We start from the raw sequence: 19,966 nt of genomic DNA, 5'->3' as shown, positions 1-19,966 counted from the left end.
TCGACGATCGTCCGGCGGAACAGGTCGCCAAGCGGCTGTGGCACGAGCACGGCGTGATCGCCGACGCCGGGGTGTGCGGGTGCACCGGGCGGGGGAGCCGGCAGTTGGGCCACTGTGGACCCGATGGCGGCCATGATTCGCTGGTCAGCACGACGGCGGTGGTGTCCCGCGTCCGGTCGCCGGTTCAGCCACGGTGGGACAGCGGCTCACCCCCCGGCCGGCTTCTGGCAGACTAGGCAGCGGTCGCGTCCTGCGGGGCGCGGTCCGGGAGGGTTCGCCTAGTGGCCGATGGCGCTGGTCTTGAAAACCGGTAAGGCAGCGATGTCTTCGTGGGTTCGAATCCCACACCCTCCGCCCTCGGAACAGCAAAAACACCCCCTGACCAGCGCGAACGCCGGCCAGGGGGTGTGTCTGTGAATCGTGAGTCGGTCTCGCTTCGTCTCGCTCGGGGCCGTCGTGTCTCACTGGTCGTGTCGTCTACGTGTCGGCGTTCCCTGGCTCGCTCTCGGCCGTGCCTGGCTCGTCGGTGCTCAACGCTCCCTCGATTCGCTTTCGCGCGGCCTCGTCCTGGCCGTCGATGCACGAGGCGTAGACCTTCAGCAGTACATGCACGCTGTGCCCGGCCCATTCGGCGACCTGGGTAGCCGGCACTCCGGCGTTGAGCCAGAGCGACACGGCGGCGTGCCGCAGGTCGTACGGCCGGTGCGCCAGCGATGACCGCTGCTGGGCGGGCGTCAGCGCGTTCTCGCGTGCCTGCCGCCAGACGCGCAGGTAGGTGCTCTTGGAGACCGGGGCCGGCCGAGCGCCGGCGGCGTTGAACATCCGGCCGTTGGCGCTACGGCAATGCTCCCGTAGGTGGCGCCGCAGGATGCGAACCAATTCAGGGCAGGCCGGCACGTCGCGGGTTGCCTTCTTTGCCCGGTGCTTGAGTTCCCGGTCTTCCAACGATTCGCCGCTGTCGCTCCAATCCTCGCCGACCTGCTGCGTGGATCCGCTGAGGTGAAGCCAGCCCCATCCGTTCTCGGGAAGCTCGCATTCGTCGGCGCGTAGATGCATCACCTCGGAGGGTCGGAGTGCGGCGAAGTACATGCAGGCAAAGAAGCCTTCCAAGTGCGGATCGCGTTTCCGGACCGCCATGAGAAGTGACCCGGCCTGGTTGGGGTTGACCACCACCTTCCGGTCGATCTGATCAGTGTTTTTCGGCGCTCGCCACTGGACGAAGTCCATCGGATGAGCGTCGAGGTAGCGAAGCTCTACGGCGTACTTCAAGGCACCGTAAAAGACGGCACGCTTCCTTGCGACGGTGTTTGCTGCGGCCGGTCGGCCGTCAAGCCGAGTCGTCAGCAGGTCGAGCGCCTTCCGGATGGTGGCCGGATTCGCCACCTCGGCCAGCGGGAGCGTGTTCGCGCTGAGCCAACGGACGACCGGGCCGAGCTGCGCCGGCGGCATGCCGTTGTCACGCTCGCGCTGCGACCTGTTGAAGGTCCACGCGTAGAGAGCGTGACGGATCTCCGCATGATCCGGTGCGCCGCGCGACGTGGCGAGCAGCGCGGGCGTAACCGTGGTGAGTGCGTCAGCGATGCTCTTGCGCTGGGTCGCTGCGGCGCGCGGCCATTTCATGTCGACGAAAGCAACGGCCAGGTCGTACCAATTCCGGTTATTCAATTCGCGGGCCATCGGCTCGGACAGCCCGGTCTTTTCGTCGAACGCCGTTCCTTCGCGCTGTGCCACAACCAGTTTCGACCGGAAGCTCTCGGCTAGCGCCCGAGTAGCGAACGTGTTCCGGAACGGCTTATCGGCAACCCTCCATCGGACCGTATATGACTTCTTCTTGCCGGACAGTTCGTTGGTCAGGATGGCGTGAATGCGCACGTTGTAGCTACTCAAGCGGCTGCCCCCTCTTCGTGATCGTTTAGCCAGTTGTCGAGGTCGCGGCGGCGCACGTAGAGGCTGCCGTTCGGGTACTTGATGGTTCGGGGTGCGCGGCCGGTGGCCTTCCAGCGGAAGAAGGTCGATCGGGGTACGCGCAGTTCGTCCAGGACTTCGGCGAGGGTGAGCAGGTTGCCGGTCGGGGTGCGGCGGGTGGTCATGGGCGGGTGTCCTTCCTCGGGGCGGCGTCGAGGTAGATGTGCTGGAACACCGGGGATCGGTGGGCGGGGTAGGGCCGGGAGCCGGAGCGGATGGACAGCGCTCGGGCGATGAGGTTGAGCGCTGCGGCTGTTTCAGGGGGTGTGCCAAGCAGCCTGAGTCGTACGGTGAGTGCCTTTCGGTCGGCGCGGGCTCTTGGCGGAAGAGCAGAGAGGCATCGATGCAGAAGGGCGTAGAGCGACCCGCCGAGAGCGCCGTAGGCGCAAGATTCGGGATGGGTCGGGATAGGCCGTAAGGCGGAACCGTCTCCGTGGCTCTCAGCGGGCCGGTTCCGGGGCGTCGAGCGGTCGGCCGGTGGCCGCGAGCGTCGGGAAGGGGCCGGGAGGCGTTGACACGTTGACAATCGGCCGGCGAGCGGTTGTTTTCGCAGGTGAGGACCGGTGTGGAGGTGTCAACGCCCTCCGTTGACAGGCGTTGACACCCGTTGACACCGGAGGGCCGGCGGCTGGATTGTCAACGCCTGTCAACGGCTGTTAACGCGGCCCGTTGACACCCTCGCGGGTGAGCTGAGCTGCGGAAACGTCGCCGGATGGGGCGGTTGTCAGCGTGTCAACGCTTTCGGATACCTCGGCGACGGCGCGGGGGTGCAGTTCGTAGCGGCCGTCCGGCGCGTGGCGGACCCATCCGAGGGCGGCCAGTTCGGTGAGCACCGCCGACACCTCTTCGGACTTCGGGAGCCGGCGGGAGACGCGGCGGTGTAGCTCTCGGCGGGTGAAGGTGGTCATGCCCTTGGTGGTGAGCACGCCGAGCACGTAGCGGGCGTTCTCAATCGCGGTGTCACTGCCGATCGTGGTCAGCGCCGCCCGGTAGTGGGCGGCGAAGAACTCCGCGAGCCGGACGGCGTCGGCCATCCGGTCGGCGTCGATGGGGCGGCGCCACGCGTCGGCGGGGTGGTGGGCGACGTGCAGTAGCCCGGCGAGGCGCAGTGTCGCGCCGGAGAGCTTGTTTCCCCATTCGCGCATGTCGTAGAGGGTGCCGCCGGGGCGTAGTTCGGTCTCGACCTGTTCGGCGGCGGCCCGCCGCACTTGGCCGGCGTCGTCGGTGAGGGTGACCACGGCCGGGTCGGTCCAGTCGGCGAGCGCGGCGGCCAGGTCGTGAACGCGGTGGGTGTAGCCGGCGGTGACCTGCTCGGGCACCGGGTCGGTGTCCACGGACCGATATCCGGCCAGCGACCGGGGCAGGGCGAACAGGAACCGGGCCGGTAGTCCTCGGCCGGCGAGGTTGGCGTTTCCGCCGAACTTGCGCAGCACGGTCGGTTGCGCCATCACGCACACTGTCAGCGCCGGCTTGTCGACGCTGGCACCTTCGCGGGTCTGCCGTTCGTTGCTCATCGGCTGCCCCGCGTGGCCCTTCAAGTACGGGTCAAGGTTCGGGGCACCGGAGTACCGGCCGGCGAGGGTGTCGAAGATGCCGCCTTCATCGCTGATGATCGCCATCCGTCCGCCGTTGGCGGCCATCAGCCCGATGAGGGCTTCGGGGGTGGCGTCGTCCACGATGAGTTTCGGCAGGGTGGGAACGGTGATGGCCTCGGCGGCGATGGCGGCGGCGACCGCCTCGGCCGATGCCTCATCGCGCTTGCCCGGGTCGGTGGCCTTCGCGGCCTGGGTTTTGGCTTGCTCGGCCTGCCGGTCGGCGATGTCCCGTAGCGCGGCTGCCTCGGCGATCCTGGGGCGCATCGCGTCGCCGAGCGTGGACTGTGCGGCGAACAGCGGTGCGGTCATGGCCCGATGCACCGGGCTCTTGCGTTCGCCGGGGCCGGCGATGACGGCGGCGAACACGTTGACCGGCTCCCGCCACCCGGCGACCGGTTCTACCTCCAGGCGGCCACCGGCGCACGCGGACAGCACGGCGACGGCGAGGGTGCCGGCCATGGCCGGGTCGGTTTGGGTGAACCGGGCGACTCCGGTGACCATGTCGCCGAGCCAGCGGGGGAACACGTCGGCGGGGAATGGTGGCGGTGCGGTGTTGGGGCCGGTCAAGGGCACTGGAACATCCCACAGCGGGCCGCCCGCGGTCGGCTGCCCGGTGGTGTCGGCCGGGTCGGTGACGAGGTGGAGACGGGCGGCGGTCATGCGGCCACCTTTCGGGGACGGTGGGAGCCGGCGGTGAGCCCGGATCGGACGGTGCGGTACACCTCGGCGGTGGGCAGCCCGGCCGTCACGCCCGCTTGTTCCAGCACGCTTTGCACGTCGTCGGCGGTCAGCGCGCCGCCGGCTACGAGCTGGCCGAGGGCGATGGCGGCGATGTGCAGCGACCGGTTGCGTTCGCCCGGCGCGGCACCCGTCACCCGTTGGACCTCGCGGGTGACGGCGGCCCGCACGTACGCCCCGGCGCGGTCGGTGGGCAGGTCCACCAGCACCGGCCGTTGCGGTGGCAGCGGGGCCGGGGCGAGCAGCCCGCCGAGCCATGCGGGCAGCGTTGCCGGGTCGGTGTCCAGGTCGACGCCATAGGGGCGGCCGGCGACGGTGGAGCCGGCGGCGACGACGTAACCGCCGTTGGCGCGGGTGTCGACCAGTGGGCCGAGGGTGCCGGCGGTGTTGCGCAGCGCCGGCCCGTTGTCGGGGTGCCGGTAGTAGAGGTGGGTGCCACCCCGCCCGGTGTGGACGGTGTAGGTCGGTTCGATGTTGGCGGCGTGCGCGGCAGCCAGGTCGGCGAGCACGGCCAGGCCGTCACGCCCGCCCGCCTCGGCGGGGTTCTTCGGGGTGTCCAGGTCGACCACGACCAGGCGGGACGGCCCGCACGCGAGGCCGATGCCGTAGGGGCGGGCCGACCACGCGCGGCGGATGCGGTCGGGGTTGGTGGTGGCGCGGGGTTCCCATCCGAGGTGGTGGCCGGCGGTGCGGCAGCGCGGGTCGCGGCCGGTGCAGTCGTCGGCGGGGTGGTCGGGGAACGCGGGCCGCTTGTCGTCGGGACGCAGCGGGAAGACGAGCCAGCCTCGTTCGGCGTGAGCGAGCGCGGCGGTGAGCAGGTCGGGCATGGGTGTCTCCTGTTCAGGCGGGCCGGCGGGTGGCGCGGGCGGTGTCGAGGTCGATCAGCGCCCCGCCCTGGGCGGGGGCCGGGCCGGGCCGGCGGGGCGGGGTGTCGGCGGTGGTGGTGAGGGCCAGGCGCAGGAACACCCGGTGCCGGCCGGCGTCGGTGCCGGTGAGCGGGTGCCGGTCGCTGACCTGGGCGACGTAGGCGACGGCGGTCAGCGCCGCAATGGCGGTGTCGAGTTCGGCGGGGGTGCCGGTCAACCACGCCTCCACTACGCGGCCCGGCGGGGTGCGGGCCGTGCGGCGAGGGCGGCGCGGGTGACGACGTGGCGCAGGTCGGCGAGGAGGCCGGCGAGTTGCCGGCGGGCGGCCGGCTCGGCGGGGGCCAGGGCGACCCGTAGCCGAATCTCGGCGTGGTCGCGGCCGGCGGCGGTCCGCACCCGTACCAACACGGCGCGGCCGTGGCCGGGCAGGTCGACCACGATTTCCGCCGAGCGGTGTTCGCCGAGGTTGCAGCGGTGGTCCCGGCCGCACCAGTCGGTGTGACCGTGCTGGCTGTTGCGGCGGCGCATTACTTCGCCGCCTTGTACTCGTCCTTGATGTGGTTGATGGCGTGCCGGCCGAGGCGTAGCCGGAGGCCGGTGCCGGCGCAGCGGCGGCACTCCCGCCGCATACGGGTGAGCGGGGAGCGTTTGCGGCCGGTGCCGTGGCAGGTGCGGCAGCGGCCGAACGGGTCGATCACGCACAAGGCCAGGTAACCGAGCGTGACCAGGGTGAGGGTGAGGCAGGGGGCGGCGGCTAGCAGGTCGCGGGGGGTCATTTCAGCCTCCAGAGCCGGTTTCGGGGTGTGTTCGGGGAAGGCCGCTAGATTCCTAGCGTCCTGATCAAGGTTCGGATGGCGTCCTAGGGGCGGTCCTAGGTCTAGGAACCCGTCGGTCCTAGACCTAGGACCAATCTGCGGTTAGCTCGCGTCCCGCTTCCGGTTACGCTCCGCTATTGCGGCGATGATCGTGGCGCGTTCGAAGCCGCCCCGGTTGGCGCCCTTGCCGGTGTCCGGGTCGGTGCCCCACGTCTGCCCGACCTTCACCCCGAAGGGCTTGAGCGCGACGGTGACCCGCTCCCCGTCCCACCCCGTGTAGACGTCGGGTCGCAGCTCGATCAGCCGGGCGGCCACGGTGCGGCACCACACCTTGGTCTCACTGGCGGGCACCACGACCGTGATGTCGTCGAGCAGGTGGAACGACAGGGCTTGAGCCTTGGCGGGCTGTTCGCCGAGGGCGTGGCCGGTGATCCGCCCGGCGGCCTCGCGGGCGGTGCGGGCGCGGGCGGCGATCCGCTCGGCCATCGGCCCGTCGATGTTGACGGTGGTGGTGATCCGGGCATCGGCTCCCTCACCGACGAAGTAGCCGGTGCCCTTATCGGTCCAGGCGAACATGGTCGCCCGGACGCCCTGCTTGTACTGCGACGTGCCCAGCACCATGTCGTTCTCGGTCTGCCCCATGACCTTCAGGCAGAACCGGGTGGACGCGTTCGCGCTGATCCCCGTCGGCAAGCTCTTGGCATCCGGCCGCTGAGTCGCGAACACCGGGATGATCCCGAGCGCCGGCCCGCGCTTCACGAGGTCGGTGCTGATCGCTTCCAGTTCCTTGCCGAACTCGGGGTGCTCGAACCACTTCTGACACTCATCCACCCCGACGACCAGGGGGTGCAGGCCGAGCACCTTTTTCGACGCCAGTTCCGGGGTGACCTTGTTCTCCGGGCACAGGTCCCGGGGCAGCTCACGGATCACCTTCGCCCGGCGCCGCAGCTCCTCGCGCAGCTCCCGCATCGACGCCACCGCATACTCGATGTCTTCGTCTTCCTCACCGGCGCGGTAGCGGTGCGCGACCTGCTCCAACGCCGACAGGTCACCGGTGCCCTTGAGGTCGTAGGCGTGGATCTCCGCACGCGGATCGAGCGCGGCGATCAGCAGCACCTCCCGCAACGCGAACGTCTTACCCATACGCGGGATGGAACCGATGACCATCGCCATGAACATCAACGTCAGGTCAACCCACCGGCCGCGCGGGTCGGTGCCGAACGGCTGCGGCCGGAACAGGTCCACCGTGCCGGCCTTGAGTAGCGGCCACGTCGGCTTTTTGGCCTTGGACATGTCCTGGTCGCCGACCCACAGCACGAGCCTGCCGGGGTGCACCTCGGGCTGTCCCTCGGGCCACACGCACCCGAGCGGGCGAGACAGGCCAGCGGCCAACTTCTCCCGCTTCTCGATGACCTCCGTCGCGGTGACACCGTTGGGCAGCTCCACGTCGGCGCGCCAGCCGGGGCCGTCGCGGGTGATCGGGGCGGGGAACCAGTCCCTGCCCCGGTCACCCTTGGACAGCGCCTGGTTGATGCCGGTGATGCTGAGGTTGCCCAACGCGCGCACCACCACATCCGAGGTCAGCTTCTGCACCCGGGGCACGACCACGGCGGTATCGAGCAGCGGCTTATCCGCCGGACGGCCCAGCACCCCCAACGCGACCAGCAGACCCGCGAGGGTGGCGTAACGGGCACCGGCCGGCGCGAGGGCGTAGGCGATGCCCAACGCGGGCAGCACCCCGAGGACCACCGCGGCGGTGACGAACCCCCGCCACCGGACGCGCTGGTCACGCAACCGCGACACCTTCAGGTACAACTCGGCGTCGCCCTTGTCGGCCACCATCTGGCGGACGTGCTCGCCTTGCAGGTCGAACAGCCACCGGCCCCAGCCGGTCAGCACCCGACCCGTCCCGCGCGGCGCCCGCCACGCCAACTTCCCGGCGTACTTCGGCACCCGGGTCAGGTGATACGCCCCGGCGTGGAACAGGTGCCCGACCGTCCACCGGGCGGCGTCGCGCAGCTCGGCACGCGACCGCAGCCACGCCGGAACGATCGGCCGGCGCTTCCCGGCCTGCAACCCCGCCACCGTGAAACGAGGGGAACGCTGCGCGGCCAGCGAGTCCACCAACCGCCGGGCGGCGGGCTCGTCGGCCAGGTCACTTCCGTCACCGTCGGGGGTGACCGACGCGCCCCGGCGGGACCGGGCGGCGTCCAGGTCGACCACCTCGGCATCCGGGCCGTTGGGGTCGGTCAGATCGTGTTCTGCCGCCTGCCAGTCGAAGCGGTTGTTGTCGTCGGGGGACGTCATGATGGGGGTTCCTCCAAGCTCGGGGATGTTCCTCGGGAGGTGGGGACCGGCAGCGCGGCGCAGGTTGGTAGCCGGTTGGCCGCGCTGCCGGGCGGAACTAGTCGTGGGCGCGGACGAGGTGTGCCAGGGCGGCGCCCATGCCGAGCACGGCGACCGGCAGGACGGATACGGCGGTGGTGATCCACCACGGGGCACCCGTGGCCGGGGCGACCAGCAGGTGATAGGCGACCTGGCCGAGCGCGCCGACCAGCAGGGACGCGATGGCGGACCACTTGGCGAACCGGAGCGCCCGGGGCGGCACTCGCCCGGACAGCCACACGTACAGGGCGTAAGCGCCGTACGTTTCGACGCCGATCGGGAGGGTGATCGCGGTGTTGAGGCTGAATCCGTCGGCGATGCCGGGCAGTGGGTGGACCACCCCGAATCCGGTGAGTCCGCCGAGTCCGACCCACCCGGACCAGATGGCGACGAACGCGGGTAGGGCGAGCAGCACCACCGGCCAGGCGACCGCCGAGCGGACCGGCGCGGCCGGTACGGGGTTGGGGGTGGTTGGGGTGGGCGTGTCCGGGTGACTGACCGGCGTGACCTGCTCGACCTGCTCGCCGGGCGTGATCTTCGCCGGGGCGGCTGGGATCGGGTCGAGCACCGGGGCGGACTCGGGTACGTCCGGGGCCGGGGCCAGGTCAGGGCCGATCGGCTCGGGGTAGTCCAGCCGGGGCGCGGCCGGGTCGGCGGTGTCCGCCTCAGGGGTCACCAGCGATCCGCGCAGGATCAAAGCCTTGCGCAGCGTCTCGGCGCGGTCGCGGCTGGCGTGTTCGGCCTTGAGGCGGGCGAGGATGTCGTCCGCCTTGGCCGCGCCGATGCGGAACTCTCGCATGAGCCGGTTACGGGAGGGGAGCTGCTGGCCGGCGGGCAGGTCCAGGGCGCGGGCGGCTGGAAGTAGCACGTCGACCGGCTGCGGGAACTTCGTGCCGTTGATGGTCGGGGCGGTCATGACTGATGTCCTCCATCGGAGCAGGTCAGGCACTCGCCGAGCGAGCGCGGGATGTAGTAGGAGCGGGTTACGCCGCAGGTGGGGCAGGTGCGGCGGGCGGTCAGGGCGGCGCGAACCGCGCGGAGCTGGGCGGGAGTGGCGGTGCGCTTCGGTCGGGCCAGGTCGACCCGGTACAGGTGCGCGGCGCGGGTGCCGCCGACGCCGCGCCAGAGCACCTGCGCGGCGACCGGCTGCCCGGCGGGGCGCAGGCCGGCGGCCCGCAGTTGACGACGGGTGGCGTAGCCGGCCGGGGCACCCCGCCACCAGTAGGTGGGGATGCCGTACCGGGTCCCGTCCGGGTCCCAGTAGGCGGCCCGGATGCGTGACATTAGGCCGCGCGGTGCGGGTCGGCGAGGGTGCCGGCGGCCAGTTCGGCGGCTGCGCGGGTGACACGAGCCTCGGCCCGGCGCAGCCGCCGCCAGTCCAGGTCGGTCGGGCCGCCGTGGTCCTCGGCGTAGATCAGGGTGATTTCGGCGTCGAGTACGTCCAGCTCGGCGGCGATCAGCGGCCACTCCATGTGGATCGCGGCCAGGTCGGCGGCGGTGGGCTCGGCGGTGACGAGGGCAAGTCGGTTCCGCACGGGAAACCTCCGGGGGAGTCGATGAAGTGGGGAAAGTCCGGGGTGCGACCGGATCGGCCGCACCCTGGGGCAGACAGGAACAGGAGGCAGAAGCCCAAACCGCGTGCCAAGATCCGGCCCGCTCGCCCTGCTCGCCCGGGATCTACCGGGGTCGGCCACCGTGTGGCTCAAGGCGGGGATGCCGCAGACGGATCTACGCGGCGCTTCTGCTGTGAAGTTCTCAATGAACGACCACACGACCGGCCCGTGAGCGCGCAGCGCAAAGCGCCACCTTCCCCGGCTTCCGCTCGGCTTGTCGTGCCTGGCTAGCCAGGTTCGACGGGATGAACGTAGGTCGCCTTGGCTAGTCAGGTCAAGGGGGCGTGGCGAACTTTCTCAACTTGGCTAGTCAGCGCTACCGTGGGCAGGTGAGCGAGAACCTTGACTTCCTCGGTCAGCTAGATCCCGACGACCCCAAACAGGCCTCGCAGCAGATCGCGAACAAGCTGCGGGCAGCCATCCTCACGCGCCGACTCACGCCCGGCGAGAAGCTGCCGTCGCAGCCCGAGCTAGCCACCCGCTACGGCGTCGCACGAGAGACGGTCAAGCGAGCCTTGGACCTGCTCCGGGCAGAGCGGCTGATCGTGTCCCGGCAGGGCAGCGGCGCGTTCGTTCGCGCGCAGACACAGCGGGCAGTCGAACTGCGCCCGCACATTGAAGCCTCGTTCGACCGACCTCACGTCACCATCGACTTCGCCGGGTTCTCTGGCGAGACGCTGCGCGACGCGCTCGCCGAAGCGCTCGACAAAGTGCGCGTCGGCCGGCTTGCGCCGGAGACGATCGCCGTGCGGGTCCTGATCTCCGACATGACTGTGCCGATGGCGCTGCCGGCACGGGCCGAGACACAGGCCGACGACCCGGCCGTACGCGAACGCGCGGCAAGAATCACCCGCCGGGCGGCGGACGGCATCATCGATCAGGTCACCGAGCTGGGCGACCTCGGCCTCATCCGGTCAACCACCGTCGAAGTACGGATGCACCGGGCGTCCCCGCTGTTCAAGCTCTACATCCTGAACAGCGAAGAGGTCTTCTACGGCTTCTACCCGGTAGTTGAGCGCACCGTCTCGATCAAGGGTGAGCCGATGGCGATCTACGACCTGATGGGCAAGGACGTGCCGCTGTTCCACTACGCGGTGACCGACGACGACGCTTCGCACGGCACGCAGTTCGTGGAGGCGTCCCGCCAGTGGTTCGACTCGGTGTGGTCGACCATCGCCTACCGGTACGACGGATGAGCGCCGACCTTGGCCGGCTGCTCGCCGGGGTCGGCGCGGTGCTACTCGACTTCGACGGGCCGGTATGCAGCATCTTCGCCGGCTACCCGGCACCGCAGGTTGCCGCCGAGCTGGTCGACGTACTGAGGCGGCGAGGCGTCGACGTGCCGCCCGACCTCGCCAGCGAGCCGGACCCGCTTGAGGTGCTGCGCCGTACCGGCGCGGCCGGCGACCAGGGCAACACACGAGCGGTAGAGGATGCGCTCTGCGCGGCCGAGCGCCGAGCCGTCGAGACTGCCGAACCAACCCCGTACGGCCGAGAGGTCATCGTGGCGGCCCGGCAAGCCGAAATGCCGGTAGCAGTAGTCAGCAACAACTCGGCCGGCGCGGTGAGCGCGTACCTGACAGCGCACCGGCTTGCTGCGTATGTCTCACTAGTGGTCGGCAGGGCATACGCACTTCCGGACCGCATGAAGCCCAACCCGGAACCGATCCTGCAGGCCATGCGGACCGTCGGCGAGCCGCCGAGCCGGTGCGTGCTAGTGGGGGACTCGCTCTCGGACATCGACGGAGCACGGGCGGCTGGAGCGAAGGTGATCGGCTACGCGAACCGGCCGGCCAAGGTCGGGATGTTCCAGGCCGCCGGAGCAGACATGGTGATTACGAGCATGGGCGAGGTAGCCGGCGTACTGATCGAGTGCACCAGTGGCTGAAACGCACTCCAGCCGCAGCGCCACGGTGCCGGTACGTGAGTAAACCGCCGCCCGTGGTGGGGACGTGGCGCGGAGTGTGCGGGCCGTCGACCCAGAGTTGCAGCAGGGAACCGGAGTCCCGCCTCGTAGACTATCGAGGTGCCGACTCCACCTGCCGCACATCTTGCCGTCCTCAGCGACGCCCGAGCCCTCGCCTGGGTGCTAGGCGAGGGCCGTATGGCGTTCTCTAACCTTCGAAGGAGGGCACTGGCGAATCTGAGCCCGGGTTCCCCGCTCTTTCTCTACGTAACCAGCCGCTGTTTTCGTGGCCTGCCATACGGCGAAAAATCCGGCCTCATTGGCGAGGTTACTGTAACGAGCCTTGTTAGTCAGCTTGACGAGTCTATTGCTTTTGGTGGCAATAGTTTCGGTATGGGGTGCAGCATAGAAGTGATCCACCTGCTACGCCCATCGCAAATGGTAAACCTAGGGCCGCTTGTTCCAGATTTGCACGCCTTTCATGGGGCCTGGCATCTCCGGCTTCGGGCCGGGTTCATCCCTCTTGATGAGCACGACAAAGAGGTTATCCGAAAGAGACTCGCGCGAGAAGCCACATCGCTGTCGGAAGCCCGCGGTGCATACATGGCACTTGCGAAGCAAAGGGAAGACAAGCCGCTTTCCCCTACTCGCTCGTCGGTATCTTCGAGATGATTCTCTTTGCAAGTTCAGACACCGTGACCTCCGCCATTCTGGCGCGGTCTGACAGTCGGTCAAAATGTCCAACCTCAGTATTTCCTGACCAACTTAAATGCAATCGCCTTTCCGGAATGGTTGCGATATGGGAGTAGTTTTCAGGTGATCCCCAGAGGCACGTTTCGCATTCCGAGGGGACACGGTTTTCCCAGTTTGGGCAGTTTTCGCACGACCATGACTTGGCCCTATTGCAGGATGGGCATAGGGGCATGAAGTCATTGGAGATGTGTTCTAGGGACTCACCCGAAACTCGATATGGAATTCGATGGTCCGTCTGAAGCTCCCTTGAAGTGAACTTGCCGTTGCAGACAGCGCAGCGATAGCTCCACCGTGCATAAAGGCTTTCCCTGAATGCCCTAGGAAGGAGTCGACGGCCAGTCATGGTTGCGTCACCGATTGTCGGAACTAGCTCGTATCTGGCCATGCGGCGGCCGTCTGCAACTACCATCGTCTTTGCTATCTGGACGCCAGCATCCTTGATGTCGCCGATGGCGCGTGGAGGGTGGTCGTAACCCATTTCGTTAAGATCTGCTGTCGTTACATAACCTTGGTCAAGCATTCGCTCAACGGCTCTTCTTGCTCTTAAGCTAAACGGCCGACTCAGGACCCAAGCCGTGAAGTCTTCTGGGTAAGGGCTTGACATGGACGCAGACTCTAGCGGTTTCCCGAGCCCGGGTCACGCTCAAAGTAGTACAGGTTCTGCTGCAACTGGACGAAGGTGGGCTATCACCTGCTCGGCACCGCCGAGCCTAGTGATGAGCGCTGGAGACAAATACAAAGATTCCACTGTATGCGCGGTATTCCCGTTTAGGGTAGCTTGCGAAGATTTTCCTGCGTCAAGGTGAAGATGCATCAGGTCTAGTGTTTCAGTCAATGGCCTTCCATAGGACTTTACGCCGGTCGAGCCATCGTATGAAATGATAAAAGAAACACCGCGATCTATTGCACTTCTCAGGTTTGTAACGAAATCTGCGCGAGGAAGGCCAGCCATGTAACGGTGATCTCGGGTGTTCGACACCCCCTCATAAGGTGGGTCCATGTAAACGACATCCTCGACGTCCGCTGCTTCCAGAGCGGCCGTGTAGTCTCTCGCAAGTGCTGTTGAGCCAGCAAGGGCTTTTGCTGTTGCCTGAAGGCGCTTCCTCATGGTAGCCGGCTTTGCGCCAAGTCGCCGATTATCGGCACCCTGGTTGAATTCTCCCTGACGGTTGTAGCGAACTGCCGCCTTGACGCATCGAGCTAGAAGGTAGAGAAGGAAGTGTGGCTCGCTTGTTGCATTGAACTTCGAACGAATTTCTTCGTAGTAACTTCGAGGGTCTGAGAGTTGCGCCTCCCATAGGCTTTCGTAGTCATCCGCCAAGGTTGCCGGGTCCGTTATAATGCGTTGCCATAGAGCCATAAGTGGCTCGTTGACGTCACTGATTACAGTCGCCTTCGGTATCGCCAGGTAGGCTGCTGCGATCGAAACAGCCGCCGAGCCGGCGAAGGGCTCTATCAATCGCGCAGTGTCTAGGGGGAGGAGAGGGACGATGGCATGAGCCAACTGTCGCTTGCTGCCCTGGTAGGGAATTGCATGTGGCACAGCATCAAGGGATGGTAGCCTTCGGGGAGTAAGCGGCGCTGGCGTCATGGTTACCAGTGTGCCGCACCGAGTTGCAAACCCTGCCGCCGCCCGGCGTGTCGTGGGGTGTGTCATCCGCCTTGCTCTAGAAGCGTGGATCCCTCCGAAGAGACAGTCAGCGGTTGGACTGATCGCGAGAGCGTGCTGGGCCTACCCGCCCTAAGGTTTAATTACGGACGGTGACGTTACCTGTCCGTGCTGCCAACTTGTCGCGTTCACCCGGGACGGCCACCGGGAGTTCACGCATCGGCATACCCCGAGGGGCGGCAGGCTGGATCATGGCTTGAGTAGTGATGTACCGCATGTGTGTCGCGAAGTCAGCGGCGGACGGCATACCGGCAGGTCAGCGCCGTGAGCTTCGAGGTCTTGAAAACCGGTAAGGCAGCGATGTCTTCGTGGGTTCGAATCCCACACCCTCCGCCTCCCGAGCAGCGCAAAAGCCCCCTGACCAGCGGAAACGCCAGTCAGGGGGCATGCTTGTAGCTATCGACCGGGTCCGGCTGGTTGACTTTACTTGGAGTTTCACAGGGTCAGTGCCAGCAAGAACGGTGTCGAGCGGGAGTAGGCGCCTTCTCGCGTACCTGTCGCCGGAACTCCGAGATCCGTCACCCGGATTACCCGCTGAGGACTGCGTGACGAGCACTAGCGACGGCGGTTTGCCCGGCTTACTACGAACCAGGCGAGGCCAGCGAGCAGCACAACCGACGTGACGAGACAGCAGACTGTGGCGACGTGCCACGGCTTGAGTGCGCCCATGCTGCGGCACCGTACCGGGGCGGCACCAACGGCCATCGCCCCCGCCAGCCGGGCTCGGCGGCAAACGAGCGGCAACCAGCAGTGGCGGCCTGCCTACGTGCGTAGCGGCCACAACCGAGCGGATCTTGCCCGGCCCAGCCGGGCCGCCGGCGGTCCCCAGGAGGCTGCCCGGCCCCGGAACTGGGAGATCTTGGAAGCAAACGGCCCTTCCAGGGGCCGAAATCTTCCAAGATCTACCCGATCTCCGCCGCAACGCGATCGGTTCTCGCTGGGGCGCGTGAGGCATTGGCCGCTGTGGCGACAGGCGGGCGCGACGCCAGCAACGCAGCCATGGTTTCTGCGGCACAGAACTCCGAGATCCGTGACCGTGCTTGCGAACTTCCGGCCGCGCGCGGAGGAACTCGATGCCCACCAGCCTGAGCCGTGCTGAGCGCGATCAGCGGCACGGTGATCACCGCGCGCGGCATCCTGAAGCGCGCCCGCTCGACGGCCGAGCAGTACCACGTGCTGATGGAACCGTCCGTGTCCGTCGGCATGGCCACGCCAGAGCATCCTGAGTCAGGAGAATCCTCGTGCTGATCCGATGTGCCGGTGGTCGATTGCGGGTCGTGGCGGGGTAAGAAGGGCGGCAGGAAACCACGCCCACCGGAAGGACCGTCCCGATGTCCCTGGAACGACCGATCGCCCCGGACCCGTACGAGCTGCTGCCGACCGTTGCGGCGTTCACCCTGGCCAGTGACGACGTGCACAACGGCGAGCCGATGGACGCCCGGCACGCCCACGACAGCGTCGGCGGGGGGAACGTCTCGCCGCAGCTCGCCTGGTCGGACTTTCCCGCCGAGACGAAGAGCTTCGTGGTCACCTGTTTCGACCCGGACGCGCCGACCGGCAGCGGCTTCTGGCACTGGGTGCTGGTCAACCTTCCCGCCTCGGTGACCGAGCTGCCCCGGGGCGTCGACGAGGCCGCCCTGGGCGACGCGTTCAGCGTTCGCAACGACTACGGCACGGCCGGTTTCGGCGGCGCGGCCCCGCCGGCCGGCGACCGCCCGCACCGGTACGTCTTCGCCGTGCACGCCGTCGACGTCGAGCGCCTCGACGTCGACCCGGACGCCACCCCCGCGTACGTCGGCTTCAACCTCGCCTTCCACACCCTGGCCCGCGCGGTCATCCGCCCCACGTACCAGCTCAAGCACTAACCCACCCACCCGCGATCTTGCACTTGCGGCCCGCGTCTTGCGGCACATGCCCGGATTGCCCGGGCCCAAAGTGCAAGATCGCGGGGCCGGTGGGGTGGGGGGTGGGGTGGGGGGTTAGGCGGGGACGCGGGCTACGGCGAAGACGGACTGGCCGAACGGGGGGCGGACCAGTTGTTCCGCTGCCTTGGTGGCGGGGAGGACCAGGGTGTCGTAGACCTTCACCATTGGGCCCTCCTTCGGCATCAGCCGGAAGACCTTGGTCGCCATGAAGTAGCCGATCAGGCCGAGCGCGTTCGCGTAGTGGATCTTCTCCACGGTCAGGCCGGCCTCGGTCATCGCGGCGGACAGGGTCTTCTTCGTGTACCGGCGGACGTGGCCGGTGGCGATGTCGGCGGGGCCCATCGCGAACTGGAACGCCGGCACGATGATCACCACGGCACCGCCCGGCCGGACCAGGTCGCGCATGCTGGCCAGCGCGCCCACGTGGTCCTCGATGTGCTCCAGCACGTTGTACGACACGACGGCGCTGTAGTCCCCGCGCTCGGAGTGCGGCAGCAGCATCTGCCGGACCTCGATGTTCGGCTGCGCGGCGAGGCGCTCCTTCAGGGCGACCAGCCGGTCCGGGTCGGCCTCGGTGGCGGTGAACCGGGGGAAGTGGTCCGCCCACGCCAGGGCGTAGTCGCCCAGCCCGCTGCCGATCTCGATCGGGTTGTCACCGAGGTGTGGGACGGCCAGCTCGACGAACCACCTGCGGTGGTTGACCGCCGTCGCGAGGCCTTCGAGCACCTCGGACTGGACACGCTGATCCCCAGTGATTTCTGCCATGCGTCGATTCCTCACGGTGTGACTCGACCTGCCCCGGGACCGACAGAGTGAACCATCCGAAGCGGACGGTGGGGAAATCGGGGCATCGTGGTGGCCGAATTGCGGTCGGGGGTGGGCACGAGATCGGCGGTCGGCGAACCCGGCACATAGTACGCCAGTCCCCAGAAACATGTCACGTCAGTGCCATACCCTGACTACTCTATGAATTGTCATGACTACTCCTCAATCGGACCGCCCCGACGGCGAGCCCGGGGGCGGCGAGGCCGAACCCCCGGTGTCGGACGCGTCCGACGAAGGGGTGAACAGGGGCGCGACGTCCAGGCGGGGGCGCTGGGCGGACGCCCTCGCCGTGCTTAGCTTCGCGCTGATCGCCTTCTGGGTGACTCTCCGGCTCTGGGTGAACCCGGCGCACGGGGTCCGGGACAACCGATCCGACCAGGCGCTCTTCGAGTGGATGATGGCGCACGGCGCGCGGGTGCTGACCGATTTCGCATACCCGTTCGGCTCGGCTCAGATGAATGTGCCGGACAGCGTCAATCTCATGGCCAACACGTCCGTATTATCCATTTCTCTGCCAATGACGCCGGTCACCGTCCTGTTCGGGCCGCGTACCGCTTTCCTGGTGTTCCTCACCGGCGGCATGATCGCCACCGCGACCGCCTGGTACTTCGTCCTCTCCCGGGTGCTGGTCGGCTCCCGGGGGCCGGCCTGGCTCGGGGCCGGGTTCTGCGCGTTCGCCCCGGCGATGGTCTCGCACGCCAACGCCCACCCCAACATCGTCAGCCAGTTCGTGGTGCCCCTGATCGTCTGGCGCACCCTGCGGCTGCCCGACGGCGGGCGGTGGCTGCGCAACGGCGGGCTGCTCGGGCTTGTGATCGTCTGGCAGGCCTTCATCAACCTGGAGATCCTGCTGATAACCGCCATCGGGCTCGGCGTGGTGGTCGTCGCGCTGGCCCTGGGCCGGCCCGAGCTGCGCCGGCGGGCCCGGCCGTTCCTCGCCGGGCTGGCGGTCGCCGCCGCCCTGGCCGCAGTGCTGCTGGCGTACCCGCTGTACGTGCAGTTCTTCGGCCCCGGCGCGTACGAGGGCCTGTCCGAGCTGATCCGCGGCTACCGCACCGACCTCGCCTCGTTCACCGCGTTCGGCCGGGAGTCGATCGCCGGCGACCCGAAGACCAACCTCAGGCTGGTCAAGAACCCCACCGAGGAGAACGGCTTCTTCGGCTGGCCGCTGGTCGTCCTGGTGGGCGCCCTGGTGTGGTGGCTGCGGCGCAGCCCCGTGGTGCTCGGCCTCGCCGCGGTCGGCCTGCTCTTCGCGGTGCTCTCCCTCGGCCGGGAGATCCAGTTCGAGGGCCGCGCGACCGGGATCGCCGGGCCCTGGGCGGCCCTGGAGAACCTGCCGATCCTGCACTCGGTGGTGCCCACCCGGTGGGCGCTGGCGACCGTCCCGATCGTCGGGGTGCTGCTCGCGCTCGGCGCGGAGCGGGCCCGCCGGCTGGCCCGGGAGCACCCGGCCGCCCGCCCGCAGATCCGCTTCGCCACCGCCACCATGCTGACCATGGCGCTGCTCCCCGCGTTCCCCACCCCGTTGCCCTCGGTGCGCCTCGACCCGGTGCCCGAGTTCGTCACCTCCGGCGCCTGGCGTCCGTACGTGGCCGGCGGGCGCAGCGTGGTGACCCTGCCGCTGCCGGACACCGACTACCCGGATCCGCTGCGCTGGTCGGCGGCGACCCGCCTGGACCTGCCGCTGGCCCGGGGCTACTTCCTCGGGCCGGACACCCGGCCCCGGGCGCCGGAGGGGCGGATCGCCCTGTTCACCGCCCCGCCGCGTCCCACCAGCAGCTTCTTCATCACCATCCGGCGCACCGGCCAGGTCCCGCCGGTCACGGCGCCGACCCGGGCGTCGGCGCTGGAGGACCTGCGGTACTGGCGGGCGGGGGTGGTGCTGCTCGGCCCGCACGAGCACGCCGCCGCGCTACGCCAAGGGATGACCGAGCTGACCGGCATCCGCCCCACGTACACGGGCGGGGTCTGGGTCTGGGACGTCCGCCCGCTGACGGACTAGCCCGCAGCCGGCCGGCTCAGGGCGTCAGCGGAGGCAGCAGCCCTGGCAGACCTTCGGCCTGGGCAGGGTGAAGGCCAGGCAGCAGGTGCGGCGCTGGACCGTCGGCTCGCCAGCAGGGCCGGGCACCAGCTCGACCAGATCCGCCAGGTCGAGGGCGTGCAGCAGCGTCTCGACGTGCCGGGTCGCGGGGCCGGGCAGCACGTCGGCGGCCCGCAGCACGCCGTGCGCGATGCCGGAGGCGACGGAGCCGAGCAGCGTACGGGTGCCGATGCGGACCTCCGCCTGGATGGCGGTGACCAGCGGGGCGAGGTGGGCGTCGAGCAGCGAGGCGCGGAGCACGGCCAGCAGCGCGGCCTCGTCGGCGACGACCCGGACCTCCGGCAGCCCCGCCAGGGCCAGCGGGTCGCCGGGGAGCACCGCGACGGTGGTGGACCGGCGCAGCCCGAGGGTGACCAGGGGGCGGTGGTCCTCGAAGTGGATCAGCACGTCGGCCGGGTCGAGCAGCGGCACCCGGCGGGCCGCCGCCCAGCCGAGCACGGCCGGCAGGGCGACCCAGTAGCTGTACGACTTCCAGGCCAACGCGGCGCAGGCGTGTGGGGTGCCGCCCCAGCGCAGGGTGGCAGCGTGCAGCAGCTCGGGCAGTCGGGTCCCGTCGACCAGGGTGGTGGCCGGGGCCCAGCCGAACCGGTCGTCGGTCACCAGCAGGCCCGGCGCGAGCCCGGGCAGGTCGTCGGTGCCGAACATGGCGCGCAGGGTCGCGGTCACCGGGGCGAGGGGCATCGCGGTCTCCCGCGTGGGCATCACCGCTGTCACCGCATCTCCTCCCGACCTACGTTCCGAGCTGCCAACTAAGGCTAGCCTAACCAACGGTTCGGGGGTAGGGAAGTGCTCGACCGGTGGCGGCCGGGA

At 68.8% G+C, this 19,966-nt stretch carries 20 protein-coding genes and 1 tRNA gene; 6 read left to right on the top strand and 15 right to left on the bottom strand.

Features of this window, described 5'->3' with window-relative positions; all coding sequences use genetic code 11:
- Positions 1-267 precede the first annotated feature (267 nt).
- Positions 268-354: transfer RNA gene (locus tag GVV04_RS14565), tRNA-Ser, on the top strand.
- A 123-nt stretch (positions 355-477) separates the two neighbouring features.
- Here GVV04_RS14565 and GVV04_RS14560 read toward each other — a convergent pair.
- The 11 genes from GVV04_RS14560 to GVV04_RS14510 all read right to left on the bottom strand — a co-directional run bounded on the left by GVV04_RS14560 (position 478) and on the right by GVV04_RS14510 (position 9,899).
- The gene (locus GVV04_RS14560; RefSeq protein WP_161688518.1) at positions 478-1,887 is read right to left on the bottom strand and encodes a tyrosine-type recombinase/integrase; all 1,410 of its coding nucleotides are present in this window, start codon (positions 1,885-1,887) and stop codon (positions 478-480) included.
- Positions 1,884-2,090 (bottom strand): helix-turn-helix transcriptional regulator, encoded by a 207-nt coding sequence (locus GVV04_RS14555; RefSeq protein ID WP_161688516.1) that lies wholly within the window; start codon positions 2,088-2,090, stop codon positions 1,884-1,886. The genes GVV04_RS14560 and GVV04_RS14555 overlap by 4 nt, the downstream gene beginning before the upstream one ends.
- A 531-nt stretch (positions 2,091-2,621) precedes the next feature.
- Positions 2,622-4,220 carry a YfjI family protein gene (locus GVV04_RS14550; RefSeq protein WP_161688514.1) on the bottom strand — a complete coding sequence of 533 codons (1,599 nt, stop codon included), beginning with the start codon at positions 4,218-4,220 and terminating at the stop codon, positions 2,622-2,624.
- Entirely contained in the window at positions 4,217-5,125 is a 909-nt protein-coding gene (locus tag GVV04_RS14545) for a bifunctional DNA primase/polymerase (RefSeq protein WP_161688512.1), read from the bottom strand. Before GVV04_RS14545 ends, GVV04_RS14550 begins: the two co-directional genes overlap by 4 nt.
- Before the next feature lie 13 nt (positions 5,126-5,138).
- On the bottom strand, positions 5,139-5,381 hold the full coding sequence (locus GVV04_RS14540) for a hypothetical protein (protein WP_201753555.1): 243 nt from the start codon (positions 5,379-5,381) through the stop codon (positions 5,139-5,141).
- Positions 5,382-5,392: 11 nt separating this feature from the next.
- Entirely contained in the window at positions 5,393-5,692 is a 300-nt protein-coding gene (locus tag GVV04_RS14535; protein WP_161688508.1) for a hypothetical protein, read from the bottom strand.
- A complete protein-coding gene (locus GVV04_RS14530; protein WP_161688506.1) occupies positions 5,692-5,940 on the bottom strand; it encodes a zinc finger-like domain-containing protein in 249 nt (82 codons plus the stop codon). Before GVV04_RS14530 ends, GVV04_RS14535 begins: the two co-directional genes overlap by 1 nt.
- Before the next feature lie 141 nt (positions 5,941-6,081).
- Entirely contained in the window at positions 6,082-8,286 is a 2,205-nt protein-coding gene (locus GVV04_RS14525; RefSeq protein ID WP_161688503.1) for a cell division protein FtsK, read from the bottom strand.
- A gap of 97 nt (positions 8,287-8,383) precedes the next feature.
- A complete protein-coding gene (locus GVV04_RS14520; RefSeq protein WP_161688501.1) occupies positions 8,384-9,280 on the bottom strand; it encodes an ABC transporter permease in 897 nt (298 codons plus the stop codon).
- Positions 9,277-9,648: an RRQRL motif-containing zinc-binding protein gene (locus tag GVV04_RS14515; protein WP_161688499.1), complete on the bottom strand. Its 372-nt coding sequence runs from the start codon at positions 9,646-9,648 to the stop codon at positions 9,277-9,279. Before GVV04_RS14515 ends, GVV04_RS14520 begins: the two co-directional genes overlap by 4 nt.
- The gene (locus GVV04_RS14510; protein ID WP_161688497.1) at positions 9,648-9,899 is read right to left on the bottom strand and encodes a DUF6284 family protein; all 252 of its coding nucleotides are present in this window, start codon (positions 9,897-9,899) and stop codon (positions 9,648-9,650) included. The genes GVV04_RS14515 and GVV04_RS14510 overlap by 1 nt, the downstream gene beginning before the upstream one ends.
- Positions 9,900-10,306: 407 nt before the next feature.
- Between GVV04_RS14510 and GVV04_RS14505 the strand changes: the two genes are divergently transcribed.
- Both GVV04_RS14505 and GVV04_RS14500 read left to right on the top strand, forming a co-directional pair.
- Positions 10,307-11,173, top strand: coding sequence for a GntR family transcriptional regulator (locus GVV04_RS14505; RefSeq protein WP_161688495.1), 867 nt, complete (start codon positions 10,307-10,309; stop codon positions 11,171-11,173).
- Positions 11,170-11,865 (top strand): HAD family hydrolase, encoded by a 696-nt coding sequence (locus GVV04_RS14500; protein ID WP_161688494.1) that lies wholly within the window; start codon positions 11,170-11,172, stop codon positions 11,863-11,865. Before GVV04_RS14505 ends, GVV04_RS14500 begins: the two co-directional genes overlap by 4 nt.
- 661 nt (positions 11,866-12,526) lie before the next feature.
- On the opposite strand, the gene GVV04_RS34790 is transcribed toward GVV04_RS14500, so the two are convergent.
- Together GVV04_RS34790 and GVV04_RS14490 are read right to left on the bottom strand one after the other, a co-directional pair.
- Positions 12,527-12,979 (bottom strand): HNH endonuclease, encoded by a 453-nt coding sequence (locus GVV04_RS34790; protein ID WP_407938813.1) that lies wholly within the window; start codon positions 12,977-12,979, stop codon positions 12,527-12,529.
- Positions 12,980-13,279: 300 nt separating this feature from the next.
- Complete coding sequence (locus GVV04_RS14490; protein WP_161688490.1) at positions 13,280-14,227, bottom strand: DNA adenine methylase; 948 nt, start codon at positions 14,225-14,227, stop codon at positions 13,280-13,282.
- 1,170 nt (positions 14,228-15,397) lie between these two features.
- Here GVV04_RS14490 and GVV04_RS14485 point away from each other — a divergent pair.
- Positions 15,398-15,553, top strand: a complete 156-nt coding sequence (locus GVV04_RS14485) for a hypothetical protein (RefSeq protein ID WP_161688488.1) — start codon at positions 15,398-15,400, stop codon at positions 15,551-15,553.
- 83 nt (positions 15,554-15,636) lie between these two features.
- Positions 15,637-16,170 carry a YbhB/YbcL family Raf kinase inhibitor-like protein gene (locus GVV04_RS14480; RefSeq protein ID WP_161688487.1) on the top strand — a complete coding sequence of 178 codons (534 nt, stop codon included), beginning with the start codon at positions 15,637-15,639 and terminating at the stop codon, positions 16,168-16,170.
- Positions 16,171-16,284: 114 nt separating this feature from the next.
- Here GVV04_RS14480 and GVV04_RS14475 read toward each other — a convergent pair whose 3' ends face one another.
- Positions 16,285-16,995 (bottom strand): class I SAM-dependent methyltransferase, encoded by a 711-nt coding sequence (locus tag GVV04_RS14475; protein WP_161688485.1) that lies wholly within the window; start codon positions 16,993-16,995, stop codon positions 16,285-16,287.
- Positions 16,996-17,206: 211 nt separating this feature from the next.
- Here GVV04_RS14475 and GVV04_RS14470 point away from each other — a divergent pair, with 211 nt between their 5' ends.
- Positions 17,207-19,057 (top strand): hypothetical protein, encoded by a 1,851-nt coding sequence (locus GVV04_RS14470; protein ID WP_235966222.1) that lies wholly within the window; start codon positions 17,207-17,209, stop codon positions 19,055-19,057.
- Between the two features lie 24 nt (positions 19,058-19,081).
- Here GVV04_RS14470 and GVV04_RS14465 read toward each other — a convergent pair whose 3' ends face one another.
- Positions 19,082-19,858, bottom strand: coding sequence for a ferric iron reductase (locus GVV04_RS14465; RefSeq protein ID WP_161689376.1), 777 nt, complete (start codon positions 19,856-19,858; stop codon positions 19,082-19,084).
- Between the last annotated feature and the right edge of the window lie 108 nt (positions 19,859-19,966).

The organism is Micromonospora rubida (genome assembly GCF_009908295.1).
Taxonomy (GTDB): Bacteria; Actinomycetota; Actinomycetes; order Mycobacteriales; family Micromonosporaceae; genus Micromonospora; species Micromonospora rubida.
Note: the sequence above shows the minus strand (reverse complement) of the source record. Positions and strands in the feature narration are given on the sequence as shown.